15 protein-coding genes and 1 other RNA gene are annotated in these 18,792 nt (G+C 67.2%); 3 read left to right on the forward strand and 13 right to left on the reverse strand.

The window, feature by feature from the left end:
• Window positions 1-78: 78 nt before the first annotated feature.
• Window positions 79-1,407, reverse strand: a complete 1,329-nt coding sequence (locus tag LRC39_RS18105; protein WP_346295173.1) for a glycosyltransferase family 87 protein — start codon at window positions 1,405-1,407, stop codon at window positions 79-81.
• 229 nt (window positions 1,408-1,636) lie between these two features.
• Here LRC39_RS18105 and LRC39_RS18110 point away from each other — a divergent pair, with 229 nt between their 5' ends.
• A complete protein-coding gene (locus LRC39_RS18110) occupies window positions 1,637-2,458 on the forward strand; it encodes a hypothetical protein (RefSeq protein WP_346295174.1) in 822 nt (273 codons plus the stop codon).
• A 58-nt stretch (window positions 2,459-2,516) separates the two neighbouring features.
• Here LRC39_RS18110 and murB read toward each other — a convergent pair whose 3' ends face one another.
• The 11 genes from murB to rsmH form a co-directional block, all read right to left on the reverse strand.
• Window positions 2,517-3,446 (reverse strand): UDP-N-acetylmuramate dehydrogenase, encoded by a 930-nt coding sequence (murB, locus tag LRC39_RS18115; protein WP_346295175.1) that lies wholly within the window; start codon window positions 3,444-3,446, stop codon window positions 2,517-2,519.
• 85 nt (window positions 3,447-3,531) lie between these two features.
• Window positions 3,532-4,935, reverse strand: coding sequence for a UDP-N-acetylmuramate--L-alanine ligase (murC, locus tag LRC39_RS18120; protein WP_346295176.1), 1,404 nt, complete (start codon window positions 4,933-4,935; stop codon window positions 3,532-3,534).
• 136 nt (window positions 4,936-5,071) lie between these two features.
• Entirely contained in the window at window positions 5,072-6,172 is a 1,101-nt protein-coding gene (murG, locus tag LRC39_RS18125) for an undecaprenyldiphospho-muramoylpentapeptide beta-N-acetylglucosaminyltransferase (RefSeq protein ID WP_264074097.1), read from the reverse strand.
• Window positions 6,173-6,176: 4 nt separating this feature from the next.
• A complete protein-coding gene (gene ftsW, locus LRC39_RS18130) occupies window positions 6,177-7,319 on the reverse strand; it encodes a putative lipid II flippase FtsW (protein WP_107345308.1) in 1,143 nt (380 codons plus the stop codon).
• A 245-nt stretch (window positions 7,320-7,564) separates the two neighbouring features.
• A complete protein-coding gene (gene murD / locus LRC39_RS18135) occupies window positions 7,565-8,974 on the reverse strand; it encodes a UDP-N-acetylmuramoyl-L-alanine--D-glutamate ligase (protein ID WP_346295177.1) in 1,410 nt (469 codons plus the stop codon).
• A gap of 184 nt (window positions 8,975-9,158) precedes the next feature.
• Window positions 9,159-10,244, reverse strand: coding sequence for a phospho-N-acetylmuramoyl-pentapeptide-transferase (gene mraY / locus LRC39_RS18140; RefSeq protein ID WP_107345310.1), 1,086 nt, complete (start codon window positions 10,242-10,244; stop codon window positions 9,159-9,161).
• A 10-nt stretch (window positions 10,245-10,254) separates the two neighbouring features.
• Entirely contained in the window at window positions 10,255-11,694 is a 1,440-nt protein-coding gene (locus LRC39_RS18145) for a UDP-N-acetylmuramoylalanyl-D-glutamyl-2,6-diaminopimelate--D-alanyl-D-alanine ligase (protein WP_346295178.1), read from the reverse strand.
• Window positions 11,691-13,148 (reverse strand): UDP-N-acetylmuramoyl-L-alanyl-D-glutamate--2,6-diaminopimelate ligase, encoded by a 1,458-nt coding sequence (locus LRC39_RS18150; protein ID WP_263989117.1) that lies wholly within the window; start codon window positions 13,146-13,148, stop codon window positions 11,691-11,693. Before LRC39_RS18150 ends, LRC39_RS18145 begins: the two co-directional genes overlap by 4 nt.
• A 112-nt stretch (window positions 13,149-13,260) precedes the next feature.
• Complete coding sequence (locus LRC39_RS18155) at window positions 13,261-15,015, reverse strand: peptidoglycan D,D-transpeptidase FtsI family protein (RefSeq protein WP_107345313.1); 1,755 nt, start codon at window positions 15,013-15,015, stop codon at window positions 13,261-13,263.
• Window positions 15,012-15,392 (reverse strand): cell division protein FtsL, encoded by a 381-nt coding sequence (gene ftsL / locus LRC39_RS18160; protein ID WP_199851840.1) that lies wholly within the window; start codon window positions 15,390-15,392, stop codon window positions 15,012-15,014. The genes LRC39_RS18155 and ftsL overlap by 4 nt, the downstream gene beginning before the upstream one ends.
• Window positions 15,392-16,390, reverse strand: coding sequence for a 16S rRNA (cytosine(1402)-N(4))-methyltransferase RsmH (gene rsmH, locus LRC39_RS18165; protein ID WP_263989118.1), 999 nt, complete (start codon window positions 16,388-16,390; stop codon window positions 15,392-15,394). The genes ftsL and rsmH overlap by 1 nt, the downstream gene beginning before the upstream one ends.
• A 499-nt stretch (window positions 16,391-16,889) precedes the next feature.
• On the opposite strand from rsmH, the gene LRC39_RS18170 reads away from it, so the two are divergent.
• Window positions 16,890-17,756, forward strand: a complete 867-nt coding sequence (locus tag LRC39_RS18170) for an N-acetylmuramoyl-L-alanine amidase (protein ID WP_263989119.1) — start codon at window positions 16,890-16,892, stop codon at window positions 17,754-17,756.
• A gap of 62 nt (window positions 17,757-17,818) precedes the next feature.
• Window positions 17,819-18,301: RNase P RNA component class A (gene rnpB, locus LRC39_RS18175), an RNA gene on the forward strand.
• Window positions 18,302-18,343: 42 nt separating this feature from the next.
• On the opposite strand, the gene LRC39_RS18180 is transcribed toward rnpB, so the two are convergent.
• Window positions 18,344-18,532 (reverse strand): hypothetical protein, encoded by a 189-nt coding sequence (locus LRC39_RS18180; RefSeq protein ID WP_346295179.1) that lies wholly within the window; start codon window positions 18,530-18,532, stop codon window positions 18,344-18,346.
• Window positions 18,533-18,792 lie beyond the last annotated feature (260 nt).

The following is an 18,792-nucleotide window of genomic DNA, read 5'->3' on the forward strand; positions in this document are numbered from 1 at the left end:
TCGAAGAAAAGCTGCTGCGTCCCGCGGACCCGGCGCGCGGCGTCATTTTGCCGATTTGGCCGATTCGGAGAAGCGGCGTTACGGCGGCGCGGCTGCGCGCCGCAGGGAGGCGAAGCCCCACAGCAACAGCACGACCAACGCCGGCGTGGTCAAACCGACCACCCGCAGCGGCTGCCACACCCCGCCTTCGGTCGCGATCATGCCGAGCCACATCACGCCCGACCAGGCGATCAACGCCGGCACCACACACACCCGCCCTCGCCGCCGCCAGACTTCGAACTGCACCAGCGCGACCAGCGGCGCCGCGAACGCCACGTAGTTGGGCTGCGACACCGACAGCATCACCGGCAGCGCCGCACTGAGCAGCGCGCCGCCGATCAGCAGCGACGGACCGAGCGGCGGCTGCGGGCCTTTCAGGCGCCAGAACCGGTCATGGCCGAGCCACAGCAGCGCGCCGATCACCACCGCATCGAACACGAGCTGGCCGATGGTGGCGAAGCGCGGCAGGGTGTCGGTCTCGGGCAGACCGCCGGCGGCGATCCGCGCCAGCATCGCGCCGATGCTGAGCATATCGTAGGACGTGAAGGTGATCTCGTCGGCGATCTTCGGATTGGGCACGCCGGTGAAGATGCCGCTGAGATGCTCGGTCCACATCGCGCCATACAGCTTCACCACTTCGGACGGGCCGAGACACAGCGTCGGCACCACGAACAGAAACACCGCGCTGAAGCCCAGGGTGGCGAGCACGGTGCGGAAATCGCGGCGCAACACCGGAAAGATCAGCAGCGCCAGCGGAAACAGCTTGATGGTGAAGCCGAGCGCCAGCGCAGAGGCCGCAAGGTAAATGCGGCCCCGCAAGTACAGCACCAGGAATGCCACCATGGTCAGCAGCACCACGGCGCTCGGCTGGCCGCGGCCGAGCCCGTCGCCGAAGAACGGCAGCAGCGCCGCCACCGGCCCGAGCCGCAGCAGCCACCACGCGCTCCAATCGGCCTGATCGAGTGACGGCGGCAGCGCACGTTCGAGCCCCCGCGCCCACAGATCGACGGCGGCCAGCATCGCAAGGGCACTGAAGACGTACCAGGTCGCGACCGACAGCGGCAGCGGCAACGCCCACTCCGGTTTGGGGAAGCCGTCGAGCGGATGGGCGAACGGTCCCATCAACAGCGCGAAGGTCGGTGGGTAGTGATAGGTCCAACCGTGATGATCGGCGACTTCATACAGCGGATAGCCGGTCCACACCGCCCAGGCGGCGCGGAAGAACACCTGCACGTCGCCGAAGCCCTGCACCGCCGAGCGCTTCACCACGATCGGCAGATAGATGCACAGCGCCGCCGCGACCGTAGCGATCAGCACGATCTCGTACCAGCGAAGCTGTCGCAGGCGCGGCGCAAATTGCGAATACAAGGCAGGATGTCTCCTCAGCCGTCGCTGAGCACATGGCCGCAGCGGTCTGGCGGAACCGTGGCACTAGACCAGCATACGTGCAGGGCAGCCAAACCCCTCGCGCGCCGGCCGTGGACGATGGCGGCGAAAACCGCCAAAGTCGGACGCGTTTGCAGGGTGTTGCAGCGTGATTCCGGCGGTCCTGCGTCGGTGCCGTTTCGCGCCGTTGCGGAGAAACAAAGAGACACAGATGATCCGAGATTGGCTCGACCTTCCGCCGTTTGGAACCTTCGCGACGCTGGCGCTGCTGTACTATGGCGTGGCCGCCATACTGATCGTGGTGGTGTTCGTCTCGCCGCTGCGCGGGCCGATCGCGCGATTGCAGGGCGTGGTAGCGCCGTTCTTCTCATCGGTGGCGGTGCTGTTCGGATTGCTGACCGGCTTCCTCGGCTACGATGTCGCCGAACGCAATCGCCAGGCGTCGCGCGCGGTGCAGACCGAGGCCGGCGAACTGCAGAATGTCTATACACTCAGCGTCGCCTCGGTGTCGGACATGCAAGCCATCCGCGTCGCGCTGAAGAACTATGTGGCGACGGTACTCAAGGACGAATGGCCGACCGTAAACGGCCTCGCCTCGCCGCGGACCAACCTCGCCTATGATCAGATGCTGACTGAAATCAGTTCGCCGGCGATCACCCGGGACTCCGGCGCGGCGGTGCACGTGGCGTTGCTCAGCTCCGCCGTGCGCGCCGGCACCGCACGCAATACCCGGATCAGCCTGTCGATCGACCGGACCAGTGACCTCAAATGGATTTCAGTTCTGCTCCTCGGCGTCATCACTCAGGCGGCAATCGCGCTGGTGCATCTCGACAAGCCGCGGCCCATGTCGGCGGCCCTGTCGGTGTTCGCCACCGGCGCGATCGTCGCACTCGGGCTGATCGCGCTGCAGGAGGATCCGTTCAGCGGCGTGTTCCAGGTGTCCTCGATTCCGCTCGAGCACGTGCTGTCGCTGCCGGATACGCCCCAACTACCTCCCAACGCGGTGCCGATTCCACACCCTCAAAAGCCATGAGGCATGGCGCGCGTATCGCCTTGCGGGCTTGCTGAGTTGATTGCGTGCGGTTGGCGGCTCAGCTCTGCTCGGGCGCGACGCCGATCCGCTTGATTTCCCACTGCAGCTCGACGCCGGACTGCGCCTTGACGCGAGAGCGCACGGTCTCGCCCAGCGTCTCGATATCGGCTGCGGTGGCCTCGCCGGTGTTGATCAGGAAATTGCAGTGCATCTCCGACACCTGCGCGCCGCCGATTCTGAGGCCGCGGCAGCCCGCGGCATCGATCAGGCGCCACGCGCTCTGGCCGGGCGGATTCTTGAAGGTCGAGCCGCCGGTCTTCTCGCGGATCGGCTGCGCCAGCTCGCGATGCGCCTGCACCTCGTTCATCTTGGCTCGGATGTGATCCGGCGTCGCCGGCGTGCCGCGCAGCCGCGCCGAGGTGAAGATCAGCGCAGGATCAGCACCGCTGTGGCGATACGAGAACTGCATCGCGGCGTTGTCGAACAGTTTGCGCGTGCCGCTGCGATCATACGCGGTGGCGTCGATCAGCACGTCCTTGGTCTCGCGGCCGTTGGCGCCTGCGTTCATCCGCAGCGCCCCGCCGATCGAGCCGGGAATGCCGTAGTAGAATTCCAGCCCGCCGAGCTGCGCCGCAGCAGCGGTTTCGGCCACGCGCTTGTCGAGCGCGGCGGCACCGGCATGAACCACCTCGCCCTCGACGCGATGCTCGCCGAAGCCGCGCGGTGACAGCCGGATCGCGACGCCCGGCAGCCCGCCGTCGCGCACGATCAGGTTGGAGCCGAGCCCGAGGCACATCACCGGAATCTCGGCCGGCAGCTGCGACAGGAAGTAGCCGAGATCATCCTCGTCGGCCGGCGTGAACAGCACCTGCGCCGGCCCGCCGACACGAAACCAGGTGAGCGGCGCCAGCGGCTCGTTGCCGAGCAACCGCCCGCGCAGCTCCGGCATCGCGGCTTTCAGCTCGGGCGTGAGATCGGGAAAACTCATACGTTTACGGCCAAACACGTGGATGGCCGAGAAGCGCCCGGCCATGACGGGACGAGAACCCTTGCGGCAGCGGTCCGCTGCTCCATCAGCCCAGCGCCTTCAATTCGCCGGGCAGTGCGTAGGCCCATTGGGTGATGTTGCCGGCCCCTAAGCAGACGACGTAGTCGCCGCTGTGGGCGAGGCCGGCGACGACGCCGGCGAGCGACGCGGAATCCTGCAGCGCGACGACGTCGCGGTGGCCATGGGCGCGCAGGCCGAGCACGAAGTGATCGCGGTCAACACCTTCGATCGGCGCCTCGCCGGCCGGATAGACGTCAGCGACAATCACCGCATCGGCATCGTTGAAGCAGGTGCAGAACTCTTCGAACAGCGACTGCAGCCGGCTGAACCGATGCGGCTGCACCACGGCAATGACCTTGCCCGAGGTCGACTGCCGCGCCGCCTTCAGCACCGCGGCGATCTCGACCGGATGATGACCGTAATCGTCGATGATGGTGACGCCGTTCCACTCGCCGGTCTTGGTGAAACGACGGCGCACGCCGCCGAACGCCGCGAGCGCCTTGCGGATGGTGTCGTCGGACAGGCCGAGCTCGTGCGCGACGGCGATCGCCGCGGTGGCGTTGAGCGCGTTATGACGACCCGGCATCGGCAGCTTGAGATCGGCGATCTCGTGCGCGGTGCCGGCCTTGCGATCGCGGAACGCGACCTTGAAGGTCGAGCCGCCGCCGCTGGCTGCGAGATCGAGCAGCCGCGCATCGGCCTGCGGGTTCTCTCCGTACGTGATGATGCGGCGGTCTTCGATCTTGCCGACCAGCGTCTGCACCACCGGATGATCGATGCACATCACCGCAAAGCCGTAGAACGGCACGTTCTCGACGAAGTTGCGGAAGGCGTCCTGCACCGCGTCGAAGGTCTTGAAGTGATCGAGATGCTCGGGATCGACGTTGGTGACGATCGCGACATCCGCAGGGAGCTTGAGGAAGGTGCCGTCGCTCTCGTCGGCTTCGACCACCATCCAGTCGCCACCGCCGAGCCGCGCATTGGTGCCGTAGGCGTTGATGATGCCGCCGTTGATCACGGTCGGATCGAGATCGCCGGCGTCGAGCAACGCCGCCACCATCGAGGTGGTGGTAGTCTTGCCGTGGGTGCCGGCGATCGCGACGCAGCTTTTCAGACGCATCAGTTCGGCCAGCATCTCGGCGCGGCGCACCACCGGAATCCGCTGCGCGCGCGCCGCGAGCAGTTCGGGGTTGTCGCGCTTGATCGCGGTCGACACCACCAGAACATCGGTGCCCTTGATGTTGTCGGCTTGGTGGCCGACGTGGATCTGGATGCCCTTCTCGCGCAGCCGGTTGACGTTGGCGCTTTCGGAAGCGTCGGAGCCTTGCACGGTGTAGCCGAGATTGCACAGCACCTCGGCGATGCCGCTCATGCCGATACCGCCGATCCCGACGAAGTGGATGGGTCCGATATGGCGCGGCAATCTCATGGGGAGGGTCTCTATCGTTGCTGGTCGTGCCCGGATGGTCACGGGCATTTCCGATTCAGGGTCACTTCATGCAAGACGGGGATGGCCGGGACAAGTCCGGCAAATGCGCCGTTGCGTGGTTTTCGTCCGTCCGGCCTTAGACCTTCGCGACCCGTCCGACGACGTCGGCGAGGCGTTCGGCGGCGTCCAGACGGCCAATTTGGCGCGCTGCGGCGGCCATTTGGGCCAATTTGGCCGGATCGGCGGCCAGCGCGGTGATCTCGGCTGCGAGCCGGTCCGGGGTAAAATCCGGTTGAACGACGCGCAGCGCACCTCCCGCCGCGGTCAGTACGCCGGCATTGGCGAACTGGTCCTGGTCGAGCGCGCCCGGCAGCGGCACCAGGATGCCGGGCCGGCCGATCGCCGCGAGTTCAGCCACCGTCCCCGCACCGGAGCGCGACACCACGAGCTGGCTCGACGCCAGCCGCTGCGGCAGATCGGTGAAAAACGGCGCCAGCTCGCAATTCAGCTGCAGTCGTTCGTACACCGCACGGACGCGGCCCATGTCCTCGTCGCGGACCTGCTGGGTCAGCACCAGCCGGCGCAGCAGCGCCGGATCGAGCTTTTCCAGCGCCGGCGGCACGATGTCGGCCATCACCCGCGCGCCCTGGCTGCCGCCGAACACCAGCACCCGCAGCGGACCGCCGGCGACCGGCGGGTCGTAAGCGACAGTCGCGGCGTCGGCGACCGCCGGACGGATCGGATTACCGGTATTGGTGATCTTCGCGGCGAGCGCCGGCCAAGCGGTTTCGTGGCCGGGAAAACCGGTGGCGATGGCATCGACCCGCGGCGCCAGGAAGCGATTGGCGCGGCCCATCACCGCGTTCTGCTCGTGGATCAGCGTCGGCACTCGGCGCCAGGTCGCGGCGAGCAGCGGCGGCAGCGTCGGATAGCCGCCGAACCCGACCACCGCAGCCGGCTTCAGCCGCCCGATCAGATTGAAGGCGAGCAGCGCGCCGGAGCCGAGCTTCAGCGCGGTCTTCGCCAGCGCCCACGGCGTCCGGCCGCGCACCGTCTCGCTCGGCACCACGTCGGTCATCTCGGCGGTGAACAGCCCGCTGTAGCGGGTGGCGCGATGATCGGTGACCAGGCGGACGCGGTAGCCGCGCTGAATCAGCACCACGCCGAGCGCTTCGGCCGGAAACAGGTGGCCGCCGGTGCCGCCGGCGGCGAGCAGGATCAGGGGAGCGTCGGTCATGGCCTCACGCGTAGCTTCCCGCCGCCTCGATCGCATTGACTTCGGTCTTGGGCCGCTGCCGCGTCAGCGCCAGCATCATGCCGACGCCGTAGGCCAGCGACACCATCGACGAGCCGCCATATGAGATGAACGGCAGCGTCATACCCTTGGCGGGGATCAGTTGCAGATTCACCGCCATGTTGATCGCCGCCTGCACGCCGAACAGGATCGCCAGCCCCGAGGCGGCGAAGCGCGAGAACAGATCCTCGCTGCGATAGGCGCGCGACAGCGTGCGCAGCACGATGAAGGCGAACAGGGCGAGCAGCGCCAGACACAGCACAATGCCGAACTCTTCGGCCGCGACCGCATAGACGAAGTCGGTGTGGCTGTCCGGCAGACTGCGCTTGGCGATGCCTTCGCCGGGGCCAAGGCCGAGCCAGCCGCCGTTGCTGAACGCTTCGCTCGCCATATCGACCTGGAAGGTGTCGCCTGAGGCCGGGTTCATGAACCGCTTGATGCGGCCGGCGACGTGCGGAACGAACAGATAGGCGGTGAACAGTCCGCCCGCGGCGGCGCCGGCGAGGCCGAATACCCAGACGATCCGCATGCCGGCGATGAAGAACAGCGCGCCCCACACCATCAGCACCAGCATGGTCTGGCCGAAGTCGGGCTCCATCACCAGCAGCGACACCAGCGACAGCAGCAGCATCATGGCCATCGAGGTGGCCGGCATCTCCGGCCGCCGCGCCGCTTCGGAGAACAGCCAGGCGGCGAGGATCACGAACGACGGCTTGGCGATTTCGGAGGCCTGGATGTTGATGCCGACCAGCGTGATCCAGCGCCGCGCGCCCTTCACTTCCGGCCCGAACAGCAACGTCGCCACGATCAGCCCGATCGCCAGCACGAACACGATCAGCGCCGAACGTCGGATCTGTCGCGGCGACAGGAACGACACCCCGATCAGCACGATCAGCGACGGCGCCAGGAACAGGACGTGGCGGTTGAAGAAGTGGAACGGATCGAGCCCGATCCTCGTCGCGACCGGCGGCGACGCCGCCAGCGACAGGATCACGCCCGCCAGCATCAGCGCGATCAGCGCCACCAGCAGCACGCGGTCGACGGTCCACCACCATTCGCTGAACGGGGTGCGTTGGTCACGGGAGATCATCGGCGATCCTGGGCAAAGAGGTCGCCCATTGGTGCGCCCACGTGGTTGCCAGGGGGTTAATGCGATGGCGCGGAATCGAGGATGTGAACGGGAGGCTTGCCGCTCAGCAATCCGTCATCCCCGCGAAGGCGGGGATCCAGTCAGTATCCCAGAGCCTATCGCTGGAAATCGAAACGCCCTGGAATACTGGGTCGCCCGCCTGCGCGGGCGATGACGGGCGTGTGTTTGGCGGCGCAGTGCCGGCCTCACACCGCCGCAACACCCTCCAACGCCGTCACCAGCTCACGGAACCGGGTGCCGCGGAGTTCGAAATTGCGGAACTGGTCGAACGAGGCGCAGGCCGGCGACAGCAGCACCACCGGCTCGGCCAATCCCGACGCCGCGGCATCGCGCGCGGCGGCGGGCACCGCGACTTCCAGCGTTTCGCTGATCTCGTACGGCACCCGGCCTTCCAGGGTGGCGGCGAATTCCTGCGCGGCCTGGCCGATCAGATAGGCCTTGCGGATAAGTGGGAAATACTCTGCCAGGCTCTCGATGCCGCCGGTCTTCGGCTTGCCGCCGGCGATCCAGAAGATCTCACCGAACGACGACAACGCCTTCGCGGCCGCATCCGCATTGGTGGCCTTGGAGTCGTTGACGAACAACGTCGTCCCCTTCTCGCTGACTTGGCGGCCGACCTGCTCCATCCGGTGTGCGAGGCCGGGGAAGCTGCGCAGGCCCTGCTGCAGCACATCGGGCGAGATGCCGAGCGCCAGAACCGCGGCCGCTGCGGCCGCTGCGTTTTGCGCATTGTGCAGACCGCGCAGCGAGCCGATACCGCCGAGCTTGGCGACTTCGGTAGAATTGCCGCCGTCGATGCGGCGAATGGTTTGAAGATCGGCGGTGATGCCGGAGGTCACCGGCCCCTGCACCGACATCCGCACCACGCGCTTGCCGGCGCGTTCGATCCGGTCCGCCGCGGCGCGGCCAAACTCATCGTCGACGCCGATGATCGACGTGCCGCCGTCCTGCACGCCCGCGACCAGCCGCTCCTTCACCGCAGCGTAGTGCTCGATGGTGCCGTGGCGGTCGATGTGATCTTCGGTGACGTTGAGCAGGATGCCGACGGTCGGATCGAGCGACGGCGTCAGGTCGATCTGATACGATGACATCTCGATCACGTGGACGCGGCCGTCCTTCGGCGGTTCGAGCGACAGGATCGCGGTGCCGATGTTGCCGCCGAGCTGGGTGTCCCAGCCGGCCTCGCGCAGCAGATGCGCGATCAGCGCCGTGGTGGTCGACTTGCCGTTGGTGCCGGTGATCGCGACGAAGGGAGCGCGCGGCGCATGCGCCTTGCGCTCGCGGCAGAACAGTTCGACGTCGCCGATCACTTCGACGCCCGCCTCCTGCGCCTTCAGCACCGTCCAATGCGGCGCCGGGTGGGTCAGCGGCACGCCGGGCGTCAGCACCAGTGCGGCAAAATTCGTCCAAGGCAGATTGCGCAGATCCGCGGTAATGAAGCCGGCCTGCGCCGCCTCGACCATGCGGTCGAGATTGTCGTCGCACGCGATCACTTCGGCGCCGCCAGCCTTCAGCGCGTGGCAGCTCGCCAGCCCCGACCCGCCGAGCCCAAACACCGCGACCGACTGGCCGGCGAAAGAGGTGACGGGGATCATGCCGGACTCCAGATCGGCGCGCGCGCCTTACCAACTGCACAGCCGTCATCCCCGCGAAGGCGGGGATCCATACTCGCTACGCTCTCGGTCAGAGTATGGAGCCGAATACGTCCATCCCAACCACAGGGGTTATGGGTCCCCGCCTTCGCGGGGACGACTCGTCGAGGGGTGCGCATCATTTCCCTCACCGCAGCTTCAGCGTCGACAGGCCGGCGAGCGCCAGCATCACGGCGATGATCCAGAACCGGATCACGATCTGCGGCTCGGTCCAGCCCTTCTGTTCAAAGTGGTGGTGGATCGGCGCCATCTTGAACACGCGCTTGCCGGTGAGCTTGAACGAAGCGACCTGCACGATCACCGACACCGCTTCGAGCACGAACAGGCCGCCGATCACCGCCAGCACGATCTCGTGCTTCACCGCGACCGCGATCGAGCCGAGCATGCCGCCGAGCGCCAGCGAGCCGGTGTCGCCCATGAAGATCGAGGCCGGCGGCGCGTTGAACCACAGAAAGCCGAGGCCGGCGCCGAGCAGCGCTCCGCACAGTACCGCGAGTTCGCCGGTGCCGGCGACGTAGTTGATCTGCAGATATTCGGCGAACACCGCGTTGCCGGCCAGATACGAAATCAGCCCGAAGCTCGCCGCGGCGATCATCACCGGCACGATCGCGAGGCCGTCGAGGCCGTCGGTCAGGTTCACCGCGTTGCCGGCGCCGACCACCACGAAGGCGCCAAACACGATGAACGCCCAGCCGAGGTTGAGCATCACTTCCTTGAAGAACGGAATCACCAGCGAGCTCGACAGCGGCGCGCGGCCGAGCCACACCAGCGCGAAACACGCCGCGCCCGCGATGGTGAATTCGATCAGCAGACGGGTGCGGCCGGAGATGCCGGCGTGGGTCTGCTTGGTGACCTTCATGTAGTCATCGTAGAAGCCGACGAAGCCGAAGCCGAGCGTCACCGCCAGCACGATCCAGACATAGGGATTGAGCGGGTTGGCCCAAAGCACGGTGCCGACCGTCAGTCCCGACAGGATCATCAGGCCGCCCATCGTCGGCGTGCCCTTCTTGGTCATCAGGTGCGATTGCGGGCCGTCGGTGCGGATCGGCTGACCCTTGCCCTGGCGCAGCCGCAGATTGTCGATGATCCACGGGCCGAACATGAACACGAACAGCGCCCCGGTCACCATCGCGCCGCCGGTGCGGAAAGTGATGTAGCGGAAGACGTTGAACGCCGGAAACGAGCTGGAGAGGTCGATCAGCCAATAGAGCATTCAAGCCGCCTTACACCGCAGCGTCGTCGCGTGCGGTCGTGCCGGGGAAGCGCTTCGCGAGCGCGGTGACAATGGTTTTCATGCGCGAACCGAGCGACCCCTTCACCATCACGACGTCGCCGGCTCGGATTGCGGCGACGACTTGGGATTCGAGCGCGGCCGCGTCGCCTGCATAGCCCCCTCGTTTGCCGGAGGAAAGGGCGTCCCACAAATTGCGCATCAACGGGCCGCAGCAGAACACCAGGTCGATGCCATTGGCCCGCACCGCCTCTTCGAGGCCGCGGTGCAGCTCCGGGCCGCGCGGGCCGAGTTCGAGCATGTCGCCCAGCACGGCGATCCGACGCCCCTGCCCGCTGACCTCGGCGCGGCCGAGCACACCGAGCGCTGCGGCCATCGAGGCGGGATTGGCGTTGTAGCTCTCGTCGATCAGCGTCGCCTCGCCGGAGCCGACCGGCAGCGGCTTGCGGACGCCGCGGCCGGCGGCGGGCGCAACCTGCGACAGCGCCAGCGCGGCGAGCGCGAGGTCGGCGCCGGCCAGCTCCACGGCAGCCAGCACCGCCAGCGAATTCAGGGCCATGTGCCGGCCCGGCATGCCGAGCTTGTAGGTGACGTCGTGGCCGAGAATGCTGGCATGCACGGCCGAACAGTCGGCATGCAGTGCGACGTCGAGCAGCCGCGCGTCGGCGGCCGGATCGGCGCCGAAGGTGACGATGTGGCCGACATCGGCGCGGAGCGCGTTGCTGCACAGCCGGTCGAACATCGGCGTATCGCGATTCAAGACCGCGATGCCGCCCGGCTCGAGCCCGGTGAAGATCTCCGACTTGGCGTCGGCGATGCCCTCGATGCCGGAGAAGAATTCGAGATGCACGGCTTCGACCGTGGTGATGATCGCGATGTGCGGCCGCACCATCTTCACCAGCGGCTCGATCTCGCCGGCGTGGTTCATGCCGATCTCGAACACCGCAAACCGCGTGTCCGCCGGGCAGCGCGCCAGCGACAGCGGCACACCCCAGTGATTGTTGAACGACGCCACCGAGGCGTGGGTCGCTCCCTGGGCGCCGAGCACGCCGCGCAGGCCTTCCTTGGTCGAGGTCTTGCCGACCGAGCCGGTCACCGCGATGACTTTGGCGGACAGCCGCGAGCGCGCCGCGACGCCGAGCCGGCGCAGACCTTCAAGTACATCTTCAACGACGAGAAGCGGCGCGTCGGCCGCGAACTTGTCGCGCTGCGCCTTCTCCACCACCGCCAGCGCCGCGCCGGCGTTCAGCGCCGCGGCAACGAAATCATGGCCGTCATGAACATCGCCCTTGATGGCGAAGTAAGCGTCGCCCGGCGCCAGCGTGCGGCTGTCGATCGAAATCCCGAACACGTCGCGCGGCAGCGTGCCGCTGCGCGTCGCGGCCATCGCCTCCGCCATCGCGTCGGAGGTCCAAAGCGGTTGTTTGCTCATGCGGCGCTCGCTGATAGCGCCGCTTTCGCGGCGTCGTGGTCGCTGAAATGCAGCACGCGGTCGCCCACGATCTGCCCGGTTTCATGGCCCTTGCCGGCGATCAGCAGCGCATCGCCCGGCTGCAATTCGCTGATCGCGGTGCGGATCGCCTCGGCGCGGTCGCCGACCTCGCGTGCGCCGGGCGCGGCCGCGAGGATGGCGGCGCGGATGGTCGCCGGATCTTCGCTACGCGGATTGTCGTCGGTGACGATCACGACATCGGCGTTCTCGGCCGCGATCGCGCCCATCAGCGGCCGCTTGCCGGAGTCGCGATCGCCGCCGGCGCCGAACACCACCACCAGCTTGCGTTTTGCATAGGGGCGCAGCGCCTGCAGCGTCTTGGCGAGTGCGTCAGGTTTGTGCGCGTAGTCGACGAACACCGGCGCGCCGTTGTGGGCGCCGACCAGATCGAGCCGGCCCGGCGCGCCTTCGAGATGTTCGAGCGCGGCGAAGCTCGCCGCCGCATCGCCGCCGGTGCCGATCACCAGCCCCGCCGCGACCAGCGCGTTCTCGATCTGGAATTCGCCGACCAGTGGCAGCTTGATGGTGTAGCGCCGCCCCTCATGTTCGACGTTGAGGGTCTGCGCGAAGCCTTCGACCGCGGCATCGATCAGCTTGATGCCGGCTCCGGGATCGCCATTGCGGCCGATGGTGATCAGCCGCAGGCCGCGCGCTCGCGCTGCTTCGATCACTTCGGCCGAACAATCGTGATCGGCGGAGATCACCGCGGCGCCGCCATCCTGCACCAGATTGCGGAACAGCCGCAGCTTGGCGTTGAGATAGTGGGCGACGGTGGGGTGATAATCCATGTGGTCGCGCGACAGGTTGGTGAAGCCGCCCGCCGCGACGCGAACGCCGTCAAGTCGGAACTGATCGAGCCCGTGCGACGACGCTTCCAGCGCCAGATGGGTGATGCCTTCGCGCGCGATCTCGTCGAGCGAGCGATGCAACGCGATCGGGTCGGGCGTCGTCAGCGAGCCGTACACGCTGCGCGTTGGGGTGACGAGACCGATGGTGCCGATGCTGGCAGAGGCATGGCCAAGCCGCTGCCAGATCTGCCGGGTGAACGCCGCGACCGAGGTCTTGCCGCTGGTGCCGGTGACCGCCGCGATCACCTCCGGCTGGTGCGGGTAGAACCGCGCCGCGGCCTGCGCCAGCGCCAGGCGCGGATTGGACAGTTGCACGAACGGCACCGCGAGGTCGCCCTCCGGCCGATGTTCGCCGGCCACCGCCACCGCGCCGGCGGCGACCGCCGCCGCGACGAACCGCGCCCCGTCGGTCTTGGCCCCGGCGAGCGCGAAAAACAGGTCGCCCGGCTTCACAGCGCGGCTGTCGACGGCGAGCCCGCCGATGGCGAGGTCGGCCGCCGGCGCGGCGATGTCGGCCTCAGCGCTGAAGAGGTCGCGAAGCTTCATGGTCCTGGGGCGTCCGATTCGAGACAGCTGTTCTCACGCCTGCGAGGCTTTTAACGCAAGCAGCGCGCGGCGCAAAACGGCAGGGATGGCGCCGTCGCGGCAGGGCGCGCGGCTACTGGCCGGCCCTCGATGACGCAAGAATAAGGCGGTCGGGCGGCGGCAGATCGAACCGCGGCTCGATTCCGAGCAGCGGGGCGATTCGCTCGATCACCTTGCCGCCGGTCGGCACGGCGTTCCAGCCGGAGGTGATGAAGCCGTGAGTCTCCGGCAGCGCCTTCGGCTCGTCCAGCATCACCAGCACCTGATATTGCGGATTGTCCGCCGGCAGGATCGCGGTGAACGAGTTGAGCACCTGCTTCTTGGCGTAGCGGCCGTTGACCACCTTCTCCGAGGTGCCGGTCTTGCCGCCGATGTAATAGCCCTTGGCGATCTGGTCGGCAGTCTTGGCGGTGCCCACTTCGGCGTTGAGCCGCATCAGGTAGCGGATCTTGTCGCTGGTCTCGGTCTTGATCACCCGTTTGCCGAGCTTCTTGGCGTCCTCTTCGGTGCGCTTCAGGAAGGTCGGCGGAATCAAATAGCCGCCATTGACCATGGCGTTGATGCCCATCACCGCCTGCAGCGGCGCCACCGCGACGCCGTGGCCGAATGAGATGGTGATGGTGTTCAGTTCGCTCCAGCGCTTCGGCACGATCGGCGACGCGCTTTCCGGCAGCTCGGTGCGCAGCCGGTCGAGCTGGCCGACCTTCTTCAAGAACGCCTTGTGGGCCTCGACGCCCATCGACAGCGCCACACGCGCCGCGCCGACGTTCGACGAATAGGTGAACACTTCCGCGAGCGAGATGGCGCGGCCCATATTGTGCGAGTCGTGGATCTTGAACTTGCCGTAGTGCAGCGGCCCGCGTGCGTCGTACATCGAATGCAGCGTCGCCTTGCCGGCATCGAGCGCCATCGCCAGCGTCAGCGTCTTGAAGGTCGAACCCATTTCATAGACGCCGGTGGTCAGCCGGTTGATGCGGTCAGGATCGTTGGCCTCGCGCGGGTTGTTCGGATCGAAGTCCGGCAGCGACACCATCGCGACGATCTCGCCGGTCTTGACGTTGGAGACCAGACCAGACGCTGCCTTGGCGCTGTACTTCTCCTTGGCCTTGATCAGCTCGTCGCGCAGCGCGTGGGTGACACGGACGTCGAGCGCCAGCTCGATCGGGCGCTGCATCCGGTCGGACGCGAAGCCGGCGCGGTGCAGGTCGGCAAGGCCGTTGTTGTCGAGCCATTTCTCGATGCCGGCGATGCCCTGGTTGTCGATGTTGACCAGGCCGATCAGATGCGAGACCTCGGCGGCGTTCGGATAGACGCGCTTGTTCTCACGCAGGAAGCCTATGCCGGGAATGCCGAGCTTCTTGATCTCGGCCTGCTGGCGCGGCGTGATTTCACGCTTCAGCCAGACAAAGCCCTTCTTCGACGCCAGGCGCTCGCGCACCTCCTGGGTCTCGAGGTCGGGCAGCGTCGCGGTGAGCAGTTCGACCGCTTCGTCCTGATCGATCAGCCGGCGCGGCTCACCGAACAGCGACGGCGTCTTGACGTCGGTGGCCAGTACCTGGCCGTTGCGGTCGACAATGTCGGGCCGCGCGGTGGCAACTGCGTCCTGCGAGCCGGTGCGGCGCGCGCCGTGGCCGTCGCCGAACACCGCGATCATCGACAGCTTGAACGCGATGATGCCGTACACCGCCGCAAACGCGATCATCGCCAGACCGACGCGGGCGCGCGCCTTGCCGTCGCGGTCGACGTCCTTGCCGTAGATCAGGCTGCGGATCAGCCGTTGGCGCCATTTGACGTGGTGGCCGACGAGCGGCAGCGAAGGATCGGTCACTGGGCAGGCTCCGGAGCCGGCAGCGAGCCGGTGACGATGTCGGGATCGATCTTTTCGATCATCGATGCGATCGGATCGGGAGCGCTCGGATCGACGACGGCCGGCGGCCGCTCGGGCAGGTTCTTCAGCGAGTCGAACTGCCGCGCGCCGACCGGCTTGAGCTTGAGATGGCGGGTGGCGAGGCCCTGGAGCCGCCCCGGCGAGTCGAGCTGAGCCCATTCGGCGCGCAGCCGGGCGATCGCCTCGCGCTCCTTGCGGAGCTCGGCCTGGATCTGCAGCACCTTCTCGGTGCGCACCGTCGACTCCATCTTGATCCGGTACACATAGGCCGCTGCGAACACCAGCATGCCGATCACCAGCACGTGCACGAGCCGCATCATCGCCCGGCCCTCATTACGCTGGCGAGCGTCGGCCATCCCGGCAGATCGCCGGCGGCATGCGCGGGGGCTTCGGTGCGTTCGGCGCCGCGCAGCTTGGCGGAGCGCGCGCGCGGATTGGCGGCGACTTCGGCGTCGCCGGCGACGATCGGTCGCTTGCTGAGCAGCGTGAAGCTCGGTGCCGCCTGCGCGACTTCCGGCAGATGGCGCGAGCCGCCTCCGGTCTTGCTGCGCTCGGTCAGGAAGGTCTTGACGATGCGGTCTTCCAACGAATGGAACGACACCACCGCGAGCCGCCCGCCCGGCTTCAGCACGCGCTCGGCAGCGTCGAGCGCCTGATGCAGCTCGTCGAGCTCTTCGTTGACGAAGATCCGCAGCCCCTGGAACGTTCGAGTCGCCGGATGGATCTCGCCCGGCTTGGCGCGCACCACCTTGGCGACGATGTCGGCGAGCGCCTTGGTCGTCGTGATCGGCGTTTCGCTCCGCGCCGCCACGATGGCGCGGGCGACGTGGCGCGAATACCGCTCCTCGCCGAAGATGTAGATGATGTTGGCGAGATCGGTTTCGGACGCGCGGGCGACGACATCGGCCGCGCTCGGCCCGTCGCGCCCCATCCGCATGTCGAGCGGCCCGTCGAACCGGAACGAGAAGCCGCGTTCGGCCTGGTCGAGCTGCATCGACGACACGCCGATATCCATCACCACGCCGTCGACGGTCGCGGCGCCCTGCGCGGCGCAGACGTCGGCCAGATTGGAGAACCGGTCCTGCACCAGCGTCAGCCGGCCGCCGGACTCGGCAACGAGATCGGCGCCGCCGGCGATCGCGGTCGGATCGCGGTCGATCGCAATCACACGGCTGCCGGCGGTCTGAAGGATCAGCCGCGTATAGCCGCCCGCCCCGAACGTGCCATCGACATAGATGCCGCCGTCGCGCGGCGCGAGCAAGCCGACCGCTTCAGGGCCGAGCACCGGAATATGGCGCGCGTCGGACGGCTTCATGCGATCGCCCCGGCCGCGGCAAAGCCCCGTCGGTCCCGCGTGGCGCGGAAACCGGTTCGGCTGATCGTCGGCTTGCTGCAGGGCAATCGGCCCATCGTGCCTCGCCTCGTCCCATTCCGCCGGCGGAGCTCCACGCCAGCCGACCAAGGCGACCGACGAACCCGGCTCTCCGCGTGGAATCTGATGGATTGCCATCGGCTTATGGGGCGTCACAGGAAATATTGCCGGCAATTTGACACCGGCTGTTCACCACTCAGTAACGGCGCTTACGCTTAAGAAACCGTTGACGGCTGCCCGTCATCCCGCGCCGAGGAACGCGGCGACGCTCGCAGGCATTCTCGCTGCGCTGCAGGACGGCGAACCCGCGCTCGTCCACAGAAAATGGCAAAATCGTGAAGACAGCGCGTTGCAGGAGACCCGAGGGACTCAGATAGTAAATCGGATGTTGCAGTCGGCGTCGGTCAGCTTCGCCGTGGTCCTGCCAGTATTGAGTTATCCGATGTTGTCAGGTTCGTTAGCGTCCGCTGGTCTGGAGTCGAAACGTCGACGCGGCCTCCCTTTGCCCAAGGGCATGCTGTCTATGCAGACCTTCACGCCCGACTCGTCGATGGTGTCCGACGTGCTGCCCTCGCCGAACTATGGCGAGCGCAATAAAGCGCGGCGTCCGGACATGATCGTCCTGCACTACACCGGCATGCCCGATGTCGAAGGCGCGCTGACCCGGCTGTGCAAGGCAGGCACCGAAGTCTCGGCGCACTATGTCGTGCTCGAAGACGGCCGGATCCTGCAATGCGTCCCGGAATCCAAGCGCGCCTGGCACGCCGGCGTCGCCTCCTGGGCCGGCGAGGAAGACATCAACTCCTGCTCGATCGGCATCGAGATCATCAATCGCGGCCACGATTGGGGCTATCCGGATTATCCGCTGCGCCAGATCGCGGCGGTGATCGCGCTGTGCCGCGGCATTATCCTGCGCCGCGATGTGCCGCCGCACCGCGTCGTCGGCCACTCTGACGTGGCGCCGGCGCGCAAGAAAGATCCGGGCGAGAAGTTTCCGTGGCGATCGCTCGCCGCCTCCGGCGTCGGCCTGTGGGTCGAGCCGGCGCGGATCGTGCCGGGGCCGGCGCTGAAGCAAGGCACCGAGGGCGAGGAAGTGCGGCTGATGCAGCAGGCGCTCGCCGACTACGGCTACCGCGTCCTGGTCAACGGCAGCTACGACCACGCCACCACCGACGTCGTCACCGCGTTCCAGCGTCACTTCCGCCCGGAAAAGGTCGATGGCATTGCCGACGCCTCGACGCTGGCGACGCTGCATGCGCTGCTCGACCGGCTGCCGGTCGAAGCCCGCGCTGTCGCCGCACTCGGCTGAGCGCTGCTTCCACACCACTTGCGGCTTGACGATCGCGGCCCGAGCCCGCATGGCTTGCCGCGTCAGTCGGCCGGACGGCCGCTCCGGCAAGCGCCGAAAGGCCGCCGGGGAGGAAAGTCCGGGCTCCATCGACATACGGTGCCGGATAACGTCCGGCGGGGGCGACCCCAGGGAAAGTGCCACAGAGAACGAACCGCCCGCCTACGCCCTTCGGGGCTTCGGCGCGACAAGCCCTCGGGCTCGCCGCGCCATAGCAGCGCAAGCTGCGACGGCGGGTAAGGGTGAAAAGGTGCGGTAAGAGCGCACCGCGTCGCCGGCAACGGGGACGGCATGGTAAACCCCACCGGGAGCAAAACCGAATAGGGACGGCATCGCGGATAGTTTGCTGCTTGCAGCAATAACTCCGCAGGGCGATGTCAGGCTCGCCGTCCGGGTAGGTTGCTCGAGGCGCTGTGCAAACAGTGTCCCAGAGGAATGGCCGTCGCGTATCGCCTCCGCAAGGAAGCGGTGCCCTCCAGAACCCGGCTTACAGGCCGGCTGATACTTCTATGAATGAAGGGCTCGGCGTGATGCGCCGGGCCCTTCGCCTATTCGCCCGGCGGCATGTAGCGAGGCGTCGTATCCAAAAAGCGACTACCGCCAGCAGCCTTGGCGGCGAGCTTCTCAGCGCGCTCCACGCCGCGGCGGTCGAGCCAGGCCTCGACTAGTCCGACCAGCACCATAACCGCCGCCAAGACGACCGGCGACATAAGTGCAAACCACTGAAAGGACGTCATTCCTCAAGCCCTCCAAGGGCCCATCGTCCTGCAAAACGTAGGGACACACCAGCGGCTATGCAAACGAGAAAACCAACGGTCCGGGAAAAATCATCGGCCGCTGTAGCCGTGGTTCCGTAGATGATCGTCCAAAATGGCGACAAAAACCCGGCGACAAGCACTGCTATTGAAGCGTTATTATACCACGCCGCACGCAGCTTCCGCCGTTCATTCCGGACCAATTTGTTAGGCTCGGCCATGTCGCTCTCCTATCAATTATC

The organism is Rhodopseudomonas sp. P1, assembly GCF_039642825.1.
In the GTDB taxonomy this organism is placed as follows: domain Bacteria; phylum Pseudomonadota; class Alphaproteobacteria; order Rhizobiales; family Xanthobacteraceae; genus Rhodopseudomonas; species Rhodopseudomonas palustris_H.